The organism is Marinobacter sp. MDS2 (genome assembly GCF_030718085.1).
Classification (GTDB): domain Bacteria; phylum Pseudomonadota; class Gammaproteobacteria; order Pseudomonadales; family Oleiphilaceae; genus Marinobacter.
This window is the reverse complement of sequence record NZ_JAVAJF010000004.1, coordinates 125,582-142,367: the sequence shown is the minus strand read 5'-3', so window position 1 is coordinate 142,367 and position 16,786 is coordinate 125,582. Positions and strand designations below refer to the sequence as shown.

At 54.6% G+C, this 16,786-nt stretch carries 13 protein-coding genes; 8 read left to right on the top strand and 5 right to left on the bottom strand.

The annotated features are described in order from the left end of the window. Positions 1–188: 188 nt before the first annotated feature. Both Q9245_RS15150 and glnA read right to left on the bottom strand, forming a co-directional pair. The gene (locus Q9245_RS15150) at positions 189–713 is read right to left on the bottom strand and encodes a DUF4124 domain-containing protein (RefSeq protein ID WP_305897968.1); all 525 of its coding nucleotides are present in this window, start codon (positions 711–713) and stop codon (positions 189–191) included. A gap of 195 nt (positions 714–908) precedes the next feature. Beyond that, on the bottom strand, positions 909–2,312 hold the full coding sequence (gene glnA, locus Q9245_RS15145; protein WP_305897967.1) for a glutamate--ammonia ligase: 1,404 nt from the start codon (positions 2,310–2,312) through the stop codon (positions 909–911). A gap of 392 nt (positions 2,313–2,704) precedes the next feature. On the opposite strand from glnA, the gene typA reads away from it, so the two are divergent. The 5 genes from typA (at position 2,705) to Q9245_RS15120 (ending at position 8,588) form a co-directional block, all read left to right on the top strand. After that, positions 2,705–4,516 carry a translational GTPase TypA gene (typA, locus tag Q9245_RS15140; RefSeq protein ID WP_305897966.1) on the top strand — a complete coding sequence of 604 codons (1,812 nt, stop codon included), beginning with the start codon at positions 2,705–2,707 and terminating at the stop codon, positions 4,514–4,516. Between the two features lie 179 nt (positions 4,517–4,695). Further along, positions 4,696–5,658 carry a prolyl aminopeptidase gene (pip, locus tag Q9245_RS15135; protein ID WP_305897965.1) on the top strand — a complete coding sequence of 321 codons (963 nt, stop codon included), beginning with the start codon at positions 4,696–4,698 and terminating at the stop codon, positions 5,656–5,658. Positions 5,659–5,767: 109 nt separating this feature from the next. Next, complete coding sequence (dtd, locus tag Q9245_RS15130) at positions 5,768–6,235, top strand: D-aminoacyl-tRNA deacylase (protein ID WP_305897964.1); 468 nt, start codon at positions 5,768–5,770, stop codon at positions 6,233–6,235. 400 nt (positions 6,236–6,635) lie between these two features. Then, a complete protein-coding gene (locus Q9245_RS15125; RefSeq protein ID WP_305897963.1) occupies positions 6,636–7,634 on the top strand; it encodes a porin in 999 nt (332 codons plus the stop codon). Between the two features lie 93 nt (positions 7,635–7,727). Next, on the top strand, positions 7,728–8,588 hold the full coding sequence (locus Q9245_RS15120; protein WP_305897962.1) for a CYTH domain-containing protein: 861 nt from the start codon (positions 7,728–7,730) through the stop codon (positions 8,586–8,588). On the opposite strand, the gene mgtE is transcribed toward Q9245_RS15120, so the two are convergent. Together mgtE and Q9245_RS15110 are read right to left on the bottom strand one after the other, a co-directional pair. Next, the gene (gene mgtE, locus Q9245_RS15115; RefSeq protein ID WP_305897961.1) at positions 8,581–9,930 is read right to left on the bottom strand and encodes a magnesium transporter; all 1,350 of its coding nucleotides are present in this window, start codon (positions 9,928–9,930) and stop codon (positions 8,581–8,583) included. The genes Q9245_RS15120 and mgtE overlap by 8 nt on opposite strands. Positions 9,931–9,947: 17 nt before the next feature. Further along, a complete protein-coding gene (locus Q9245_RS15110) occupies positions 9,948–11,099 on the bottom strand; it encodes a potassium channel family protein (protein ID WP_305897960.1) in 1,152 nt (383 codons plus the stop codon). A gap of 80 nt (positions 11,100–11,179) precedes the next feature. On the opposite strand from Q9245_RS15110, the gene glnE reads away from it, so the two are divergent. The 3 genes from glnE (at position 11,180) to Q9245_RS15095 (ending at position 15,576) form a co-directional block, all read left to right on the top strand. Next, positions 11,180–14,074 carry a bifunctional [glutamate--ammonia ligase]-adenylyl-L-tyrosine phosphorylase/[glutamate--ammonia-ligase] adenylyltransferase gene (glnE, locus tag Q9245_RS15105; protein WP_305897959.1) on the top strand — a complete coding sequence of 965 codons (2,895 nt, stop codon included), beginning with the start codon at positions 11,180–11,182 and terminating at the stop codon, positions 14,072–14,074. A gap of 80 nt (positions 14,075–14,154) precedes the next feature. Next, entirely contained in the window at positions 14,155–15,081 is a 927-nt protein-coding gene (locus Q9245_RS15100) for a branched-chain amino acid transaminase (RefSeq protein WP_305897958.1), read from the top strand. Positions 15,082–15,168: 87 nt separating this feature from the next. Beyond that, positions 15,169–15,576, top strand: a complete 408-nt coding sequence (locus Q9245_RS15095) for a DUF6165 family protein (RefSeq protein WP_305897957.1) — start codon at positions 15,169–15,171, stop codon at positions 15,574–15,576. A gap of 85 nt (positions 15,577–15,661) precedes the next feature. Here Q9245_RS15095 and Q9245_RS15090 read toward each other — a convergent pair whose 3' ends face one another. Next, positions 15,662–16,693 (bottom strand): glycosyltransferase family 9 protein, encoded by a 1,032-nt coding sequence (locus Q9245_RS15090; protein ID WP_305897989.1) that lies wholly within the window; start codon positions 16,691–16,693, stop codon positions 15,662–15,664. Positions 16,694–16,786: the final 93 nt, after the last annotated feature.

The following is a 16,786-nucleotide window of genomic DNA, read 5'->3' as shown; positions in this document are numbered from 1 at the left end:
CGAACCAGTTTTTCGGTCTTATTCAATTAGCGGCGTTTATTCGAGATAGGGTGCCCCGGGGGAGGCCGTTCGTGCTTTGAATCGATGCAAAGCAGGAGAAGAGGCGGCAAGCGGCCCGGGTTTTGCCCTTTAGCCGCCTATAGCATGGCACCAATGTGGTGCCATTGCACTAATTTGGTGCGGTTTGGTTACCGTGCAACAGAGGGACGGTGCACGGTAAAGCGAACGGGGCTGCCGGTTTTCACCTGGACGCCGTTGCGGTCGATGATGTGGACGACAGCGTTGTGGGTGCCACGATCGATGTTTGGAACGGTAACGGAGCCCGATGTGCTTTGGCCGACAGGCTGGCCGTCGAGTGTGATCTCATATTTGTGGCCGGGCTTCAGGCCGGGGCTGCTGTGCACTTCAAAGGTGACTGTGCCGTTGCCACTGTGAAAGGCCTGTTCATTTTGCGGGTAGGCAAAGCCGAGTTCGTCATACGATGCCCCTTTGCGTTTGACTTCTTCCCGCAGTTTTTGGGTTTCGCGCACGGCTTCGGGTTTGGGCAGTGTGATGGTGGTGACGGGCTTTACCTTGACGGTTTCGCCGCCCTTGATGGGTTCGTCGGAGTAGGTCACGTTGCCTTGCGCATCAACGTGACGATAAACCTCTGCCCAACTGGTGGGGGCGGCAAGCAACAGCAGTGCGGATGCGAGCGTGACAAGAGTTTTCATGGTCGTGGCCTGTGCTCTGGTGAACTCACTTGATTATCAGGCGCAATGAGAGGGAGATCAACGCTCGGGATGGCTCGCTTGGTTACATCTCGTTAAGAGCGACAGGTGTTCTTCGGGTTTTGTGGAGCTGACCACAAAAAAACCCGCCGAGGCGGGTTTTTTTACTGCTTCATCGCACCTTCGCGGTGCAGCGTATTAGCAGGAGTAGTACAGCTCGAACTCAACCGGGTGCGTGGTCATGTTGATGCGCTCAACTTCGGCACGCTTCAGGTCGATGTAGCCGGCAATCATGTCTTCGGTGAACACGCCACCACGGGTCAGGAACTCGTGGTCGTCTTTCAGGGCGTCCAGAGCTTCTTGCAGAGTCTCGGCAACCTTCGGAATGTTCAGGGCTTCTTCTTTCGGCAAGTCGTACAGATCCTTGTCCATGGCATCGCCAGGGTGGATCTTGTTCTGGATGCCGTCCAGGCCGGCCATCATCAGTGCAGAGAAGGCCAGGTACGGGTTGGCAGCCGGATCAGGGAAGCGTACTTCAACGCGGCGGGCTTTCGCACTGTTCACGTACGGGATACGGATAGAGGCAGAGCGGTTGCGAGCCGAGTAGGCCAACATAACCGGAGCTTCGTAGCCTGGTACCAAACGCTTGTAGCTGTTGGTGGCCGGGTTGGTGAAGGCGTTGATGGCCTTGGCGTGCTTGATGATGCCGCCAACGTAGTAAAGTGCTTCGTCGCTCAGGCCAGCGTAGCTGTCACCCGCGAACAGGTTCTTGCCATCTTTGCTCAGAGACATGTGTACGTGCATGCCGGAACCGTTGTCGCCGACAACCGGCTTAGGCATGAAAGTCGCAGTCTTGCCGTAGGCGTGAGCAACGTTGTGCACGCAGTACTTCAGGATCTGAACTTCGTCTGCTTTCTTGGTCAGGCTGTTGGGGCCAACACCGATTTCACACTGGCCAGCGGTGCCAACTTCGTGGTGGTGAACCTCAATGGTCAGTCCCATGGATTCCATGGCAGCACACATGGCGCCACGCAGATCGTGCAGGCTGTCTACCGGAGGAACAGGGAAGTAACCGCCTTTGACGCCGGGACGGTGACCGATGTTATTGCGATCGAAATCTTCGCCGGATACCCAGGCGGCTTCTTCCGAGTAGAGCTCGTACATGGAGCCCTGCATGTCAGTTTTCCATTTGGCCGAATCAAAGATGAAGAACTCGGGCTCCGGGCCGAACAGCGCGCCATCGGCGATGCCGGTAGACTTCAGATATTCTTCTGCACGCTGGGCAACGGAGCGGGGGTCACGCTCATAACCTTGCATGGTGGTTGGTTCCACGATGTCGCAGGTAATGTTGATGGTGGCTTCTTCGGTGAACGGGTCCAGAACGGAGCTGCTGTCGTCCGGCATCAGGATCATGTCGGATTCGTTGATGCCTTTCCAGCCGGCGATGGAGGAGCCGTCGAACATCTTTCCATCGGCAAAGAAGTCTTCGTCAACTTCAGACGCGGGCAGGGTTACGTGCTGTTCTTTACCGCGGGTGTCGGTGAAACGCAGGTCGACCCATTTGACTTCGTGCTCTTTGATCAAATCAACAGTCTTGGACATTGTGCATGCTCCGTAAGTTATACATATTCGTTGTGCCGGATCGTTCAGCGTACTGAGGCCCGATCTGCTTGCAGGTGAGGGCAGCTTATCAGAAGCTGGCGGCCCTTACCTTTCAATTGCGGCTGATTGTCTCTAAGCAAGCGGCTTGCCAGTTTTCTAAAATTGCCTCACAAAAGCGCAGCAGCGGGGTTTTCGGACGATGTCGGGGCGCTTGCGGTGCTCGGCGCTGCAATTTTGAGCGCGTATTCGTGCGCCAAAATGGTGCGTTCGGCTAATAAATGCCTGATAACAGTGCGCTTCGCGATTGATTACATATTAAGCACTAATCTTCATATTATCGACATGGACTTTTCGATATACTGCGTCCCGCTAATTTCTGCAGGATACCAGTTGTGATTGATAAGCTTAGAAACGTTGCCATTATTGCCCACGTAGACCACGGTAAAACGACCCTGGTTGACCAATTGTTGCGCAAGTCCGGTACTTTGGACCGTAAAGAGCTCGAGAACGAGCGCGTTATGGACTCCAACGACCAGGAAAAAGAGCGTGGAATTACCATTCTGGCGAAGAACACCGCGCTGAAGTGGAAAGACTACGACATCAACATCGTGGACACCCCGGGACACGCTGATTTCGGTGGCGAAGTTGAGCGAGTCATGAGCATGGTAGACAGTGTTCTGCTCGTGGTCGATTCCATTGACGGCCCCATGCCCCAAACACGCTTCGTAACGCAAAAAGCGTTCGCGGCAGGGCTGCGCCCGATTGTTGTTGTGAACAAGATTGACCGTCCTGGCGCGCGTCCGGACTGGGTTGTGGACCAAGTTTTTGACTTGTTTGACAACCTCGGCGCGACCGACGAGCAGCTCGACTTCCCGATCGTGTACGCCAGTGCCCTGAACGGCATTGCCGGTATGGATCACGAAGACCTGCAAGACAACATGGATGCCGTATTCCAGGCCATTGTTGACTATGTGCCAGCGCCAGACGTGGATCTGGACCTGCCCTTCCAGATGCAGATTTCCCAGCTGGACTACAACAGCTTTTTGGGTGTTATCGGCATCGGCCGTATCGCACGCGGTAAAGTGGCCACCAACACGCCGGTTGTGGCTATTGGTGCCGACGGCAAAAAACGTAACGGTCGAATTCTCAAGATCATGGGTCACTCCGGTCTTCAGCGCGTTGAAGTGGATGAGGCGCAGGCGGGTGACATCGTGTGCGTGAGCGGCCTGGACCAGCTCTTCATCTCTGACACCTTGTGTGATCCTTCGAATGTTGAAGCTTTGCCGGCCCTGACCGTTGACGAGCCTACTGTTTCGATGACCTTCCAGGTCAACGACTCGCCGTTTGCGGGTAAAGAAGGCAAGTACGTAACCAGCCGCAACATTAAAGAGCGTTTGGAAAAAGAGTTGCTGCACAACGTGGCGCTGCGAGTTGAAGAAGGCGACTCCGCGGACAAGTTCAAAGTGTCTGGTCGTGGTGAGCTACACCTGTCGGTGCTGATTGAAAACATGCGCCGCGAGAACTTCGAGCTGGCGGTGGGTCGTCCGGAAGTGGTGATCAAAGAAGTAGACGGCGAGAAGCAAGAACCGTACGAAAACGTGATCATCGACATCGAAGAGCAGCATCAAGGCCCCATCATGGAGCAAATGGGTCTGCGCCGTGGCGATATGACCAATATGATCCCCGACGGCAAAGGCCGCATGCGTCTGGAATACACCATTCCTGCCCGTGGTTTGATTGGTTTCCGGAACGCCTTCCTGACCATGACTTCTGGTACTGGTATCCTGACCTCGACTTTCAGTCATTACGGTCCTGTGAAACTGGGTGAAGTCACCAGCCGCCAGAACGGTGTCATCGTGTCCATGGCGACCGGCACTGCGCTGACGTACTCACTGGAAACCCTGCAGAGCCGAGGCAAGCTGTTCCTTGAGCCGGGCCAGGAAATCTACGAAGGTCAGTTGTGTGGTATCCATAGTCGCGATACCGATCTGGTGGTTAACCCGACCAAGGGTAAGAAGCTGGATAACATGCGTGCGTCTGGTAAAGACGAAGTTATCGGCCTGGTGCCGCCCATCAAGCATACGCTTGAACAGGCGCTTGAGTTTATTGACGACGACGAGCTGGTGGAAGTAACGCCAAAGTCGATCCGTCTGCGTAAAAAGCTTCTGACCGAAAACGAGCGTAAGCGCGCCGGTAAGAAGTAAGAACTGTTGGCCCGGAAGGGCAGGTGATCACGTTGAGGAAAGCGCAGTCTTTCCGGGTCGTGATGCCTGCCCTCCGGGCCGGTTATCTTTCGTGCTTTGTTTCTATTCCCTGCATTAAATCTGTAATCCCTCTCGTTTATCTCGGCTAGACTTTCGGTATTCAATCATCGGAGTCGGTCATGCTTACTCTTTACCCTGAAATCCAACCCTATGCTCGTCATCACCTTGCGATGGATGAGGTTCATGAGCTGTACCTGGAAGAATCCGGCAACCCGGACGGAACGCCTGTGCTGGTTGTGCACGGTGGCCCCGGTGGTGGATGCGAGGACTACCATCGCCGATTTTTTGATGCAGAGCGCTTCCGAATCATTCTGTTGGATCAGCGCGGAGCCGGCCGCTCGACACCGCTGGCGGAGTTAGAGGAAAACAGCACCGAAAATTTGGTGGAAGATATGGAAAAGGTGCGCCAGTTCCTCGGGGTGGATCGTTGGTTGTTGTTTGGGGGTAGCTGGGGCTCCACGCTTAGTCTGGTTTATGCGCAAACGCATCCGGAGCGGGTGTTGGGGTTGGTTCTGAGGGGCATTTTTCTTTGCCGGCCAAAGGATATTCAATGGTTCTATCAGGAGGGCGCAAGCCGGATTTTCCCCGATTACTGGCAAGACTTCCTGGCGCCTGTTCCAGAGGCAGAGCGAGGTGACATGGTTGCCGCTTATTACCGGCGTTTGACCAGTCACAATGAACTCGAACAGATTCAGGCGGCGAAGGCCTGGTCTATTTGGGAAGGCCGTTGCGCAACGCTCCAGCCGAATCCGAAAGTGGTGGAGCATTTCGGGCACCCTCATGTTGCGATCGCACTGGCTCGAATTGAATGCCATTACTTCATGAATCAAGGTTTTTTGCAGACGGATCAAATTATTAATAACACCGATAAGCTGGCGGATATCCCGGGCATTATCGTGCACGGCCGCTACGACATGGTGTGTCCGCTGGATAATGCCTTCGCCCTAATTGCAGCGTGGCCTGAAGCCGAATTGCAAATCATTCGCGATGCCGGGCATTCAGCCTCCGAACCCGCCATTGTGGATGCGCTGATTCGTGGTGTTGAGCAAGTTGTCGCCAAAGGCGCACCTTCAGCTGGTTGATTATTAGACTTTTTGTTGACTTGGCGGGGTTGCGACCTGCGAATGGCCCCTATACACTCTGGCTCGTTACCGTGTTTTAACCCTACGAGCCAGGTTGCCAAGGGACTGCATGAAAGGTTTGATCCAGCGAGTATCGGAGGCAAATGTCGCCGTAGGGGGCCGCCAAATTGCCAGCATTGGTAATGGGCTCTTATTGCTATTGGGCGTGGAAAGGGATGACACAGCAGTTCAGGCGAAGGCGCTGTGTCGAAAGATTCTGTCGTACCGGGTTTTTCCCGACGAGCAGGGCCGGATGAACGTAAGCGTTCAGGACTCCGGTGGTGCCCTTTTGATTGTTCCTCAGTTTACCTTAGCCGCGGATACCTCTTCCGGAACCCGGCCGGGCTTTTCTCTTGCGGCTTCCCCCGATGTTGCTAATCGTCTGTACGAAGAGTTTATCATTCAGGCGAAGCGTCTGTTGGGATCTGAGCGCGTGCAAACCGGCGAGTTTGGCGCAGATATGAAAGTGGGGTTAGTTAATGACGGGCCGGTGACGTTTTTGTTGGATACGGGGCAGTCAGAACGGGCCAGCAGGTAACTGATGTAATAATGCCCGTGATTAGGGCGCTTTTGGGCAGCTGAGTCGTGTATGGCTGATGGCAGGGCTCAGGTAAAAAGAAGCTAAATTTGTAAGTTGTTGGCCTGAAAGAAAATAGTTAATTTGGGCCTGAATTATGCTGTAGCAGACCATTATTGTCGTAAGTGTTGGTAGGTTCACAGGTTTTAAGTCGAGCGCTTAATTAGGTTAAAAATTAACCGCTAAAAATTTGCAAAAATGTAATTGTTGTATTAAAACAGGATCATCACAGGGGACTTTAACAGAGTCCTGTAAGTGACTGAGAATCAAGGCCAGCTGTTCGCCTTGTTAGATAAAAAGAAAAGACCGGGCCTTAAGACCCGTCGAAGAACCTGAGTTAACTCACAAAGGAAGATGCAACATGAAAAAAACTATCCTTGCTTCTGCTATCGCAGCTGCAACCTTCTCTGGCGCTGCTCTGGCCCAAGAAAGCAACCTGCCGACTGTTTACGGTAACATTCAGTATGCTCTGACTCACAACAATGTTGAAGGCGGCAGCAGCGATATCGCTCACAACGACAATGGCTCCACCATTGGCCTGAAGCACGACCACGAAATTGCTCCTGGCGTTACTGGCTTCTTCAAGATTGAACTTGACGGTATCGATGCTGACGACAAATCCAAAGGTCGTGGTCGCATTAAGCTGGACGAAGCATACATCGGTGTGAAGGGTGACAACTTCGGTCAGGTATGGGTTGGCTCTGATGATTCTCTGTATGAGTCTACTATCGACCGTATCGCTAACTACTACGAAGTGGCGAAGTACAACATCGGTGGCAGCTACACCACTGGCGAAGGCGACTTGATTCAGTACATGACGCCTTCTTTCGGTGGTTTGAAGCTGGGTGCTGCTGTTCAGGTGAACGGTGATGGCGATAGCCAATCTGGTGGCAAGAAGAGCTACCCGTATCAGTTGGCTGCCATCTACTCCGTTGATGCGCTGACCCTTGCTTTTGCTATGGACTCTAACGATGGTGCTACATCGTATTCTTCCAGCACAGCCGAAGCTCCGAAGAACAACGAAAACACCTACGGTGTGCGCGTAGCATACGCCGCTGATGCTTTCGGTGCTTCACTTGAATACCAGACCCGTAAAGATGCTTACGACATTGTTGGTGTTCAGGGTACCTACACTCTGGGCAAAAACGTGTTTGCGCTGTCATACGAGCTGGCGGAAGCTGACGGTGTGAGCGGCGACGCGAAGATGGATACTGTTGCCCTGCAGGCGCTGCACAACCTGTCTGACAACATGTACGTCTACGTTGAAGGTAACCTGGCCGGTGGCGATGACGGAGTTTATGGTGTTGCTGACGAGAGCGAAGCTTCAGCCATCTCTGTGGGTGCTACCTACTACTTCTGATCAGCTAACCAGCTAATCCAGTAGTATCGAAAACCGGTGGCTCAGGTCACCGGTTTTTGTATTTTTAGCCTCCAAGTTTTTCAGGAATCCCCTATGGCCACCGAACTCGAAATCAAACTGACCCTAGCTGAGCAGTCTCAAGCTGAAGCATTGGCGTGGTTGCTGGCCCAACCGGAAGCCTCCGAAGGCCCGAGAAAGGTGTTGGTGAACCGTTATTACGACACGCCCAGCGCAGCGCTGAACCATGCCAGAGCGGCACTACGTGTGCGTGAGGCTGGCGGCCGGTATATTCAAACCCTGAAAACCCAAGGCGAGTTTGTCGATGGCGCTCATCGGAGGGAAGAGTGGGAATGGGAGATCCCGAGTGCAGATCTGGATTTAGCATTACTCGAGCAAACCCCGCTGAATAATCAGTTGGATCTGTCCGAATTAGAGCTGGCATTCGAAACCAACTTCACGCGACAGATCGTCATGCTGAATACTGGGGAAGCTGTGATCGAGGTGGCAGTCGATTCCGGAGAAATTGCCGGTGGAGGCGGTGCTAGGCCGTTGCACGAAGTGGAATTTGAATTGAAGTCCGGTCACTCTGAATCATTGATGATCTGGGCGGCAGCACTGGCCCGAGAGGTGCCAGTATTCCTTAATCTGGTGAGTAAAGCAGAGCAGGGCTATCACCTGGCGGGCATTCATCAGCCAACCCTTCGCCAAAGCACCGAAGTACTCTCGGTGACGGAGTTTTTGTACCAGCTAAGTCGCGCTTGGCTGATAAGTGTGCCGGTTGTTTTGTCCGAGGAATCGCTGTTCGATGTGCAACGGTTAGCCGGAAAAGTTGGTCTTCAGAACGTGTGGGATCAGCTCATGCCTGAATTGATTCGCGGTTCCACCGTTCCCGATATTATCGAACGCATTCCCCGCATGGGCGAATTGCAGCTAGCGATGGCCTCCGCTAGCTGATATTGAGTAAGGCGGTGGCAATGCTGAAGTAAATCAGCACACCGCTCACGTCCGCGATGGTTGTAATCAGTGGGGTGCTGGCGGTCGCCGGGTCGAATTTTAGTTTGTCGAGCAGAAAGGGCAGCAGCATGCCGATCAAGCTGCCGACCATCACTACGACAATCATCGTCACTGCAACCACGATGGCAATTTCTGGCCCTGCTCGCAGTAGTCCGACCACCATCACAGCCGCGGCCATGGTCAAGCCAAGGCCGGTCGCGACCAAGGTTTCTTTCCCTAGCAAGCGCCCCCAGTCCTTGACGGTCACGTCGCCCGTGGCCATGCCTCGCACCATCAGGGTAGCTGACTGAGCGCCGGCGTTACCCGCGCTGGCAACCAGCAACGGCATAAAAAACAGCAGGGCGATGTGCTCGGAGATAATGCCTTCAAAGTACGCGATGCCTGCACCCGTGAAGATATTGGCGAACACGAGAATGACCAGCCACTGCACTCGGGAACGATAGAGTGAAAACGGTGAGGCATCTCTCAAGGTGCCCGTGAGTTTTCCCACCGTCGCACCTTTGTGCATATCTTCTGTCGCTTCGGCTTCCGCGGCGTCCATGGCGTCGTCGTAAGTGACAATGCCAACCAGTCGGTCGTCCTGATCGACAATCGGCAGAGCCAATAAGTCGTACCGCGAAATCAACCTTGCCACCTCTTCCTGGGGGGTGTCGGTATTGGCGGTCACCAATCCGGTCGCAATCAGATCGTTGACGGAGGCGCTGGGTGTGGCGGTAATCAGGTTTCTGAGAGAAACAGCCCCTAACAGGGTGTGGTTTTCATCCACGATATACGCGTGGTAGATGGTTTCTTTGTCGGGTGCGGTTTTACGTAACAAGTCGATGGCCGCGCTGGCGGTTACGCCGGTGTTGATCATCGCGTAATCGGAACTCATCAAGGCCCCGGCGGTGCCTTCCTCAAAGCTGGCCAGGCGCCGGAGGTCTTCCCGTTCTTTGCTGGCCAAGGATTGAAACAGGCTGTGCTGTTTTTGTTCGTCCAGCAACTGGAAGAAGTCAGCCCGCTCGTCAGACGGCATCGCCGTGACTAGTTCGGTCAGGCTGCGAGTCGGAAGTTGTTGGGCGATCAGGGTTTGCGTGGCCGGGCCAATATACCCCAGTACTTTTCCGCCTTGTTCGGTGGGTAGCGCGCTTAACAGGCGTATACCCGAATCCGGGTGCGCTTCAATGAAGTCTGCCAAATCGGCGGCATTAAAGGACGATGCGGCGATTTGCATCTGGCTGTCATCGTTTGCCGCGAGCGCAGTAAACAATGGCTGGAAGAATTCAACGTCCAGTAATGACATGGAGAACCCCGTTGACCTTATTCGTTATGTGCTTCGTCGTTGCCTTGCAGCTCGCGCCACTTCTTCAGGAACTCTCGATAGCGATCCAGAGCCTCTTCCACCACGGTCACCGTCGGGGTGTCGCTGGAGCTTACCAGCACAATGAGCCCTTTACCTTCCACCTCTTTGTTTGAGGCGGGGTGGCAGATCACCTCGTTGTCGTGATCGATATAGGCCAACGCAGTTCCGATGCCGTGGCGGACTAGGGCGCTGACGATGTCGGCCCAGGTCAGATCATCCAGTTCAAGTTCGTAGCGGTGAGGGTGATCGCGTTCGTAGTTGAACATGTCTTCGAGTACTTTTTCGGAGCCCGGTGCGACGACGGCCCGAACCATGATTTCCGGGTAGGTGCGAACAGGGCGAATCACGGTGCGCACGCCCAGGGTTTTGAAGCGGTCTCGGTTGATATCGCTGACGCACTCCACGGTAGTGCGGTTGCCCAGGTTGGATTCCGTTAAGCGATGAGAAATGTCGAACGTCAGGCTGTCAGAGAAAGCGTCGGTTTCGTCGGCCGCAAGCACGATGATATGTCGGGCATCGCCCGCGTGAGCGGCTTTAAGTGCCTCCGGATCATTTCCCGCGCCATGAAAGTGCACCATGCCGCAGTCCCTCAATTCGGCCGGTAAGCCGCCGGGGAACTGGCGAGTCAGCAGAATGATCGGAACGGTATGGTATTCCGGGATGGAGCGAATTTGAGAAGCGAAGCGCATGAAATATTGCTCGCCCCCGCTGCGTGGCGTGTTGATGATTACGATGTGGTCTTTCATGTTGTAGATCCAGCGTCCAGTCAGAATTCGTTCGCGGCGGTAAAAACGGTACTCAATGTAGTCACTGACAATCAGCGTCAGCAGCGTGATAGAGGAAATGAACATCAGCAATACCGTGCTGATGCGCCCAACCGCTGTCACCGGGGCAAAGTCGCCATAGCCCACAGTGACCAGTGTGGTCATGGTTAGCCATGCGGACTCGAACAGCGTCAGGGGTTCAAAGGCCCACAGAATCAGAATATGAGTACAGGTCAGTGCTGCGAGTGTCAGGAACAAGCGCTTGACCCGTTGGCGAATCAGCCCACCCATCGGCAGGTGCGACTGAGTGTGCTCCGGATTTAGCGGTCGCTTATTTCTCATCATGAAGGTTGGGGCCTGTTCAGTCCTTGGCGAGTTCGTTATACAGTACTTGGAATATATCAGAGAGATAAGGGAGTTGCGTTATGTCCGAGCCTTGGAAATCGCTACCGGCAGCGCTTGCTGATGATGTATCGGCCTGCTGGTCGTCGGTATTTCCAGACGGTGTGCCCGAGTGGTTGGCCGTGATATCCGAGCCGGACATTGCAGAAGCGGTGGCGCGCAGCGTGTTTTTGCGCCAAACCCTGCAGCGTCATCCTGACTGCATGCGCGAGGTGTTTGCCAGTCGCCCTATGACCGAGCCTACCACCGAGGCGTGGCTGACGGAACGCTGGGCCAGTTATCTGGATTCGGTTCAAGCCGAGCCGGATTTGCACAGCGCGTTGCGCCGGTTCCGCCGAGAAGTACAGTTTCGCATCATCTGGCGCGATCTGATGGGTTGGGCAGATCTCAACGAAACCATGCTTGCCACCAGTGCTTTTGCCGATGTGTGTATTGATGGAGCGCTGAATTGGCTCTACAACAAAGCCTGCGATGAATTTGGCACGCCTTGGGGCAAGGACCCGATCACCGGAGAGGATACACCTCAACGTATGGTGGTGCTGGGTATGGGCAAGCTCGGGGGGCGTGAGCTGAACGTATCCTCGGATATTGATCTGATTTTTGCTTTTCCTTCCAATGGCGAGACCCAAGGCGGTCGCCGCGCTTTGGATAACCAGCAGTTTTTCATTCGGCTGGGGCAGCGACTGATTCAGGCGTTGGACCAAATCACCGCCGACGGCTTTGTGTTTCGAGTTGATATGCGTTTGCGGCCCTACGGCCAAAGCGGGGCGTTGGCGCTGAGTTTTGCAGCGCTGGAAACCTACTATCAGGACCAAGGCCGCGATTGGGAGCGCTACGCCATGGTAAAGGCGCGGGTGGTCGCGGGAGATCAGCGGGCAGGGGCTGTTCTGATTGAGAGCTTGAGGCCGTTTGTGTACCGCAAATACATCGATTTCAGCGCCTTCGAGTCGCTTCGCAATATGAAAGCGATGATTGGCCGGGAAGTGCGCCGCAAAGGGCTGGAAGACAACATCAAACTGGGCAGCGGCGGTATCCGCGAAATCGAGTTTGTGGTGCAAGCCTTCCAGCTGATCCGCGGTGGACGTGACCGAGAGCTGCAGCAGCGCGAGTTACTGAATATTCTCAAAGAACTGGAAGAGCTGGAACTGCTGCCCTCGCCGGTGGTGAATGAGCTTCGCGAAGCCTACGTGTTCTTGAGAAACATCGAGCATGCTCTGCAAGGGGTGGAAGACAAACAAACCCAAACCCTGCCGGACAACCCCCTGTGCCAGGCCCGAATTGCACGCATTATGGGGTTTGAAGACTGGTCCGCTTGCGAGTCGGCGTTGGCGAGCCATCGAGAGCGGGTGGCGCTGCATTTTGCCAATATCATTGCCACCGAAGATGAAGAGGGTGAAGGCGATGCTGCGGTGGACGACGGCTGGTTTGAGCTGTGGTTGTCGGAAATGGATGAGCCTGCGGCCATCGAGTGGTTGGCTGAGCAGGGTTATGAAAACCCCGAAGGCAGTTATCGGTTGCTGGCGGCCTTACATAACGGTCGCACCGTGCAAACGATGCAAACCCAGGGCCGTAAGCGCCTGAATCAATTCATGCCTCTGCTCCTGAGCGCGCTGACCGAGGTGGAAAACGCCTCGGAAACCCTGGAGCGGGTTTTGCTGTTGGTGGAGGCCATTCTGCGCCGAACCGCCTACATGGTTTTGTTGGTGGAAAACCCCAACGCGCTGACTCAGCTGGTCGGGCTGTGCAGTGAGAGCCCGTGGATAGCCAAGTTGCTGGCAGACACGCCACTGCTGCTGGACGAGTTATTGAACGCCGAGAGTCTATACAGCCCGCCGGCTAAAGAGGCGTTGCAGGATGACTTGCGCCAGCAAATGCTGCGAATACCTTATGAAGATCTTGAAGAACAGATGGAGTCTCTTCGACACTTCAAAAAAGCGCACACCCTGCGGGTAGCCGCCTCGGAGATCAAAGGCACCTTGCCACTGATGAAGGTGAGTGATTACCTGACCTGGATTGCCGAGGTGGTGCTGGACCACGTGGTGGATGTGGCCTTTTCGAATTTGGTGAGCCGGCACGGGCGTCCCCAACGTTCGGATGGCACCGCTTGCGATACTGACTTCGCCATCCTGGGCTACGGCAAGCTGGGTGGCATCGAGCTAGGTTACACCTCGGACCTGGATTTGGTGTTTGTGCACCAGTCCGACCCGCTTTTGGCAACCGACGGCGACAAGCCGATCGATAATGCCATCTTCTACACCCGTCTAGGCCAGCGCATTGTGCACATCCTCAGCACGCAAACCCCGTCCGGCCAGCTGTACGAAGTGGATATGCGCTTGCGGCCGTCTGGCAATTCGGGGCTGTTGGTCAGCACGCTGCAGTCGTTTGAGAAGTACCAGCAGAACGATGCGTGGACCTGGGAGCACCAAGCTCTGGCACGGGCGCGCGGGGTCGCAGGTTGCCGGGACACCTTGGCGGCCTTTGAGCGCGTGCGGCATGCTATTTTGTGCGCCAAGCGTGACAAGCAGGCGCTCCGCAAAGAAGTTGTTGATATGCGGGAGAAGATGCGGGTTAATCTTGGCACACCCGTCGCGAAAAGGGCTGAAGAGTTCCACGTTAAGCATGATTTTGGTGGCATTGTGGACATCGAGTTCCTGGTGCAATACCTGATGCTGGCGTGGAGTGGCGAGCATCCGGAACTGACCCAATGGAGCGATAACATTCGTCAGTTGGAAGAGCTGGGACGTGCCGGTGTGTTGGACGTGGCGGATACCGAGAAGTTGCGAGAAGCGTACATTGTTTTGCGGTCAACGATCCATCGGCGGGCACTGCAGAACCTGAGCAGCCGTGTTGAGGGAGAGCGATTTGCCGAGGAACGTGACTATATCGAAAAGATGTGGAAAAAAGTCATGCTTGATTAGCAAGCTAAATTTATTTCTGGCCGGTATTCCTGCTAGAATGCGAGTTCCCCGAAAATCGCTTTTTTAGGAGCAGAAAAGAAATGTCGATGGCTGATCGCGATGGCGTTATCTGGCTGGATGGTGAAATGGTTGAATGGCGCGAAGCCAAGACCCACGTCCTTACCCATACCTTGCACTACGGCCTCGGCTGTTTTGAAGGGGTGCGAGCCTACAATACCGCCAATGGCCCGGCGATTTTCCGTCTGAAAGAGCACACCGACCGTCTGTTCCGCTCGGCTCATATCCTGAATATGAAAATGCCGTTCAGCAAAGATGAGATCAACGAAGCCCAGCGCGCCGCTGTTCGTGAAAACAATCTGGACGAAGCCTACCTGCGCCCGATGGTGTTTTTGGGATCTGAAGGTATGGGACTTCGCGCCGATAACCTGAAAGTGCACGTGATGGTTGCCGCCTGGAGCTGGCCTTCCTACATGTCGCCTGAGGCCAAAGAAGTGGGCATCAAGGTGCGTACCTCTTCTTACACTCGCCACCACGTCAACATCACCATGTGTAAGGCGAAGGCGAACGGTAACTACATCAACTCCATGCTGGCGTTGAACGAAGCCATCTCTGGCGGTGCGGAAGAAGCGTTGTTGCTGGACAACGAAGGCTACGTCGCAGAAGGTTCCGGTGAGAATATCTTCATCGTTCGTGACGGCGTGCTGCACACGCCTGAGCTAACCTCTTGCCTGGAAGGTATTACCCGCGCCACCATCATCGATTTCGCCAAAGAGCTGGGCTTGCAGGTGAAAGAGCGCCGGATCACTCGTGACGAAGTATATGTTGCTGAAGAAGCTTTCTTTACCGGCACCGCTGCGGAAGTACTGCCGATTCGTGAACTGGATGGTCGTGCCATCGGCGCAGGTAAGCGCGGCCCGATCACTGAAAAGCTTCAGAGCATGTATTTTGATGCCGTTAAGGGTAAGCTGGCTCAGCATTCTGAGTGGCTGACTCACGTTAAAGGCTAAAGCAGTTAGCTATTCCAAAGTGGCCGCCGGTGCTTCCAGTGCCGGCGGCTTCGCTATATTGAACTCACGGAAAAACAGGGCAAGACAATGGCAGACGTAATCAAGGTACCGGTTTCTTTCGGTGAAGTGCTGGATAAGATCACGATCCTTGAAATCAAATCCGAGCGCATTAAAGACGAAGCAAAGGTCAAAAACGTGCGTTTGGAGCTGGATGAGCTGAGCGCAACCTGGGACGAGGCCGTAAAAGACAAAGCGGCCGAGATTGCGGATCTGCGCAAGCAGCTTAAAGCGGTGAACGAAGAGCTTTGGGTGATTGAAGACGATATCCGTGACGAAGAGGCGGACCAGAACTTCGGCCCACGTTTTATTGAGCTCGCTCGTGCGGTCTATGTCACCAACGACAAGCGTGCGGCTATCAAGAAGGAAGTGAACCTGGCGCTGGGCTCCCGCTTTGTTGAAGAGAAGTCTTATCAGGATTACACCGCGCGCAAGTAAGGCGGGCAGCCGCAGGGTTCGCTGAAGCTGCTGAACGACCGTTAACCCGGTCGTGTTCAGGAGCTTCAGCGGATTTGTTTGGGGATTAGGTGTTTTCGGTCATCCAGCGATCCAGCATTTCAGTCGCGTCTTTGACAGACACCAACTCCATCGCCCCCTCGAATTCTGCTTTGGCGCCCCAGCGCGCTTCTTCTATGGCTTTGCCGGTAAACTTTTTCAGTGCGTCCGGATAACGGTTTACACACCATTCCAGCGAATTGTAGGGCCCTGAGCGATTGGGGTTACTGGCGGCGAAAATGCCCAAGACATCGGTATTCACCGAGCTGGCGATATGAGCCGGGCCGGTGTCCGGTGCCACTACAAGGTCGGCCTTGCTCATTAAAGCCGTGAGCTGTTTTAAAGTGTCTTTGCCGCAAATGTTGTGAGCTTTGTGTTTCATGGAGCTTTCGATAGCTGCGCAATACTCCGCTTCAAACGGTGCCGGACTACCCACCAGAATGACCTTCATGCCGTAAACTTCGATGGCATAGTCTGCAAGCTGCGCGTAGCGCTCTGCCGGCCAGTTTCTGAGCGTGTGACTCGCACAGGGGCTAATGATCAGATTCTTGCGATCTGCTGCCAGATGGCTACGAGCAAATTCGTGATCTGCGTCTGACAGCGGGATGTACCACCGAGGTGGGGCGGCTTTGAGCCCAAGTGGTTCCAGGAAGCTCGCCAGACAATCTCTGACGTGCTGCTGAGCCGCGGGAGCAATGCGCTTGTTAATGAACAAACTGTGTAAGTCTTTACTGCGGGCTTTGTCGTAACCGACTTTGATTTTGGCCGGAATCAACGCTGCGGCGAGATTTGCTCTCAACGCGACCTGCATGTGCAACAAGGCATCGAACTTACGGCCTTTCATGTGCTTTCGCAGCTCCGCATAGCCCTGACGCCCGGCTTTTTTGTCGAAGATGATGAATTCGACGCCTGGCAGGTCGCCGATCAGCTTGGCTTCGATTTTGCCGATGACCCAGGTGATTTTGACGTCGGGCAGTTGCTCTTGAAGGCTCAGGACAACCGGGATGACGTGAGTGACGTCGCCGATGGCGGATAGGCGGAGGATGCAGATGGATTTCATCGATTTAAGAGCCATTTACGAATCTTTCACAGCAGGATGTGGAGCCCGGGAGGGCTCGTTGGTAAACTGATCGCCAGTTTAGCCTAATGAGCT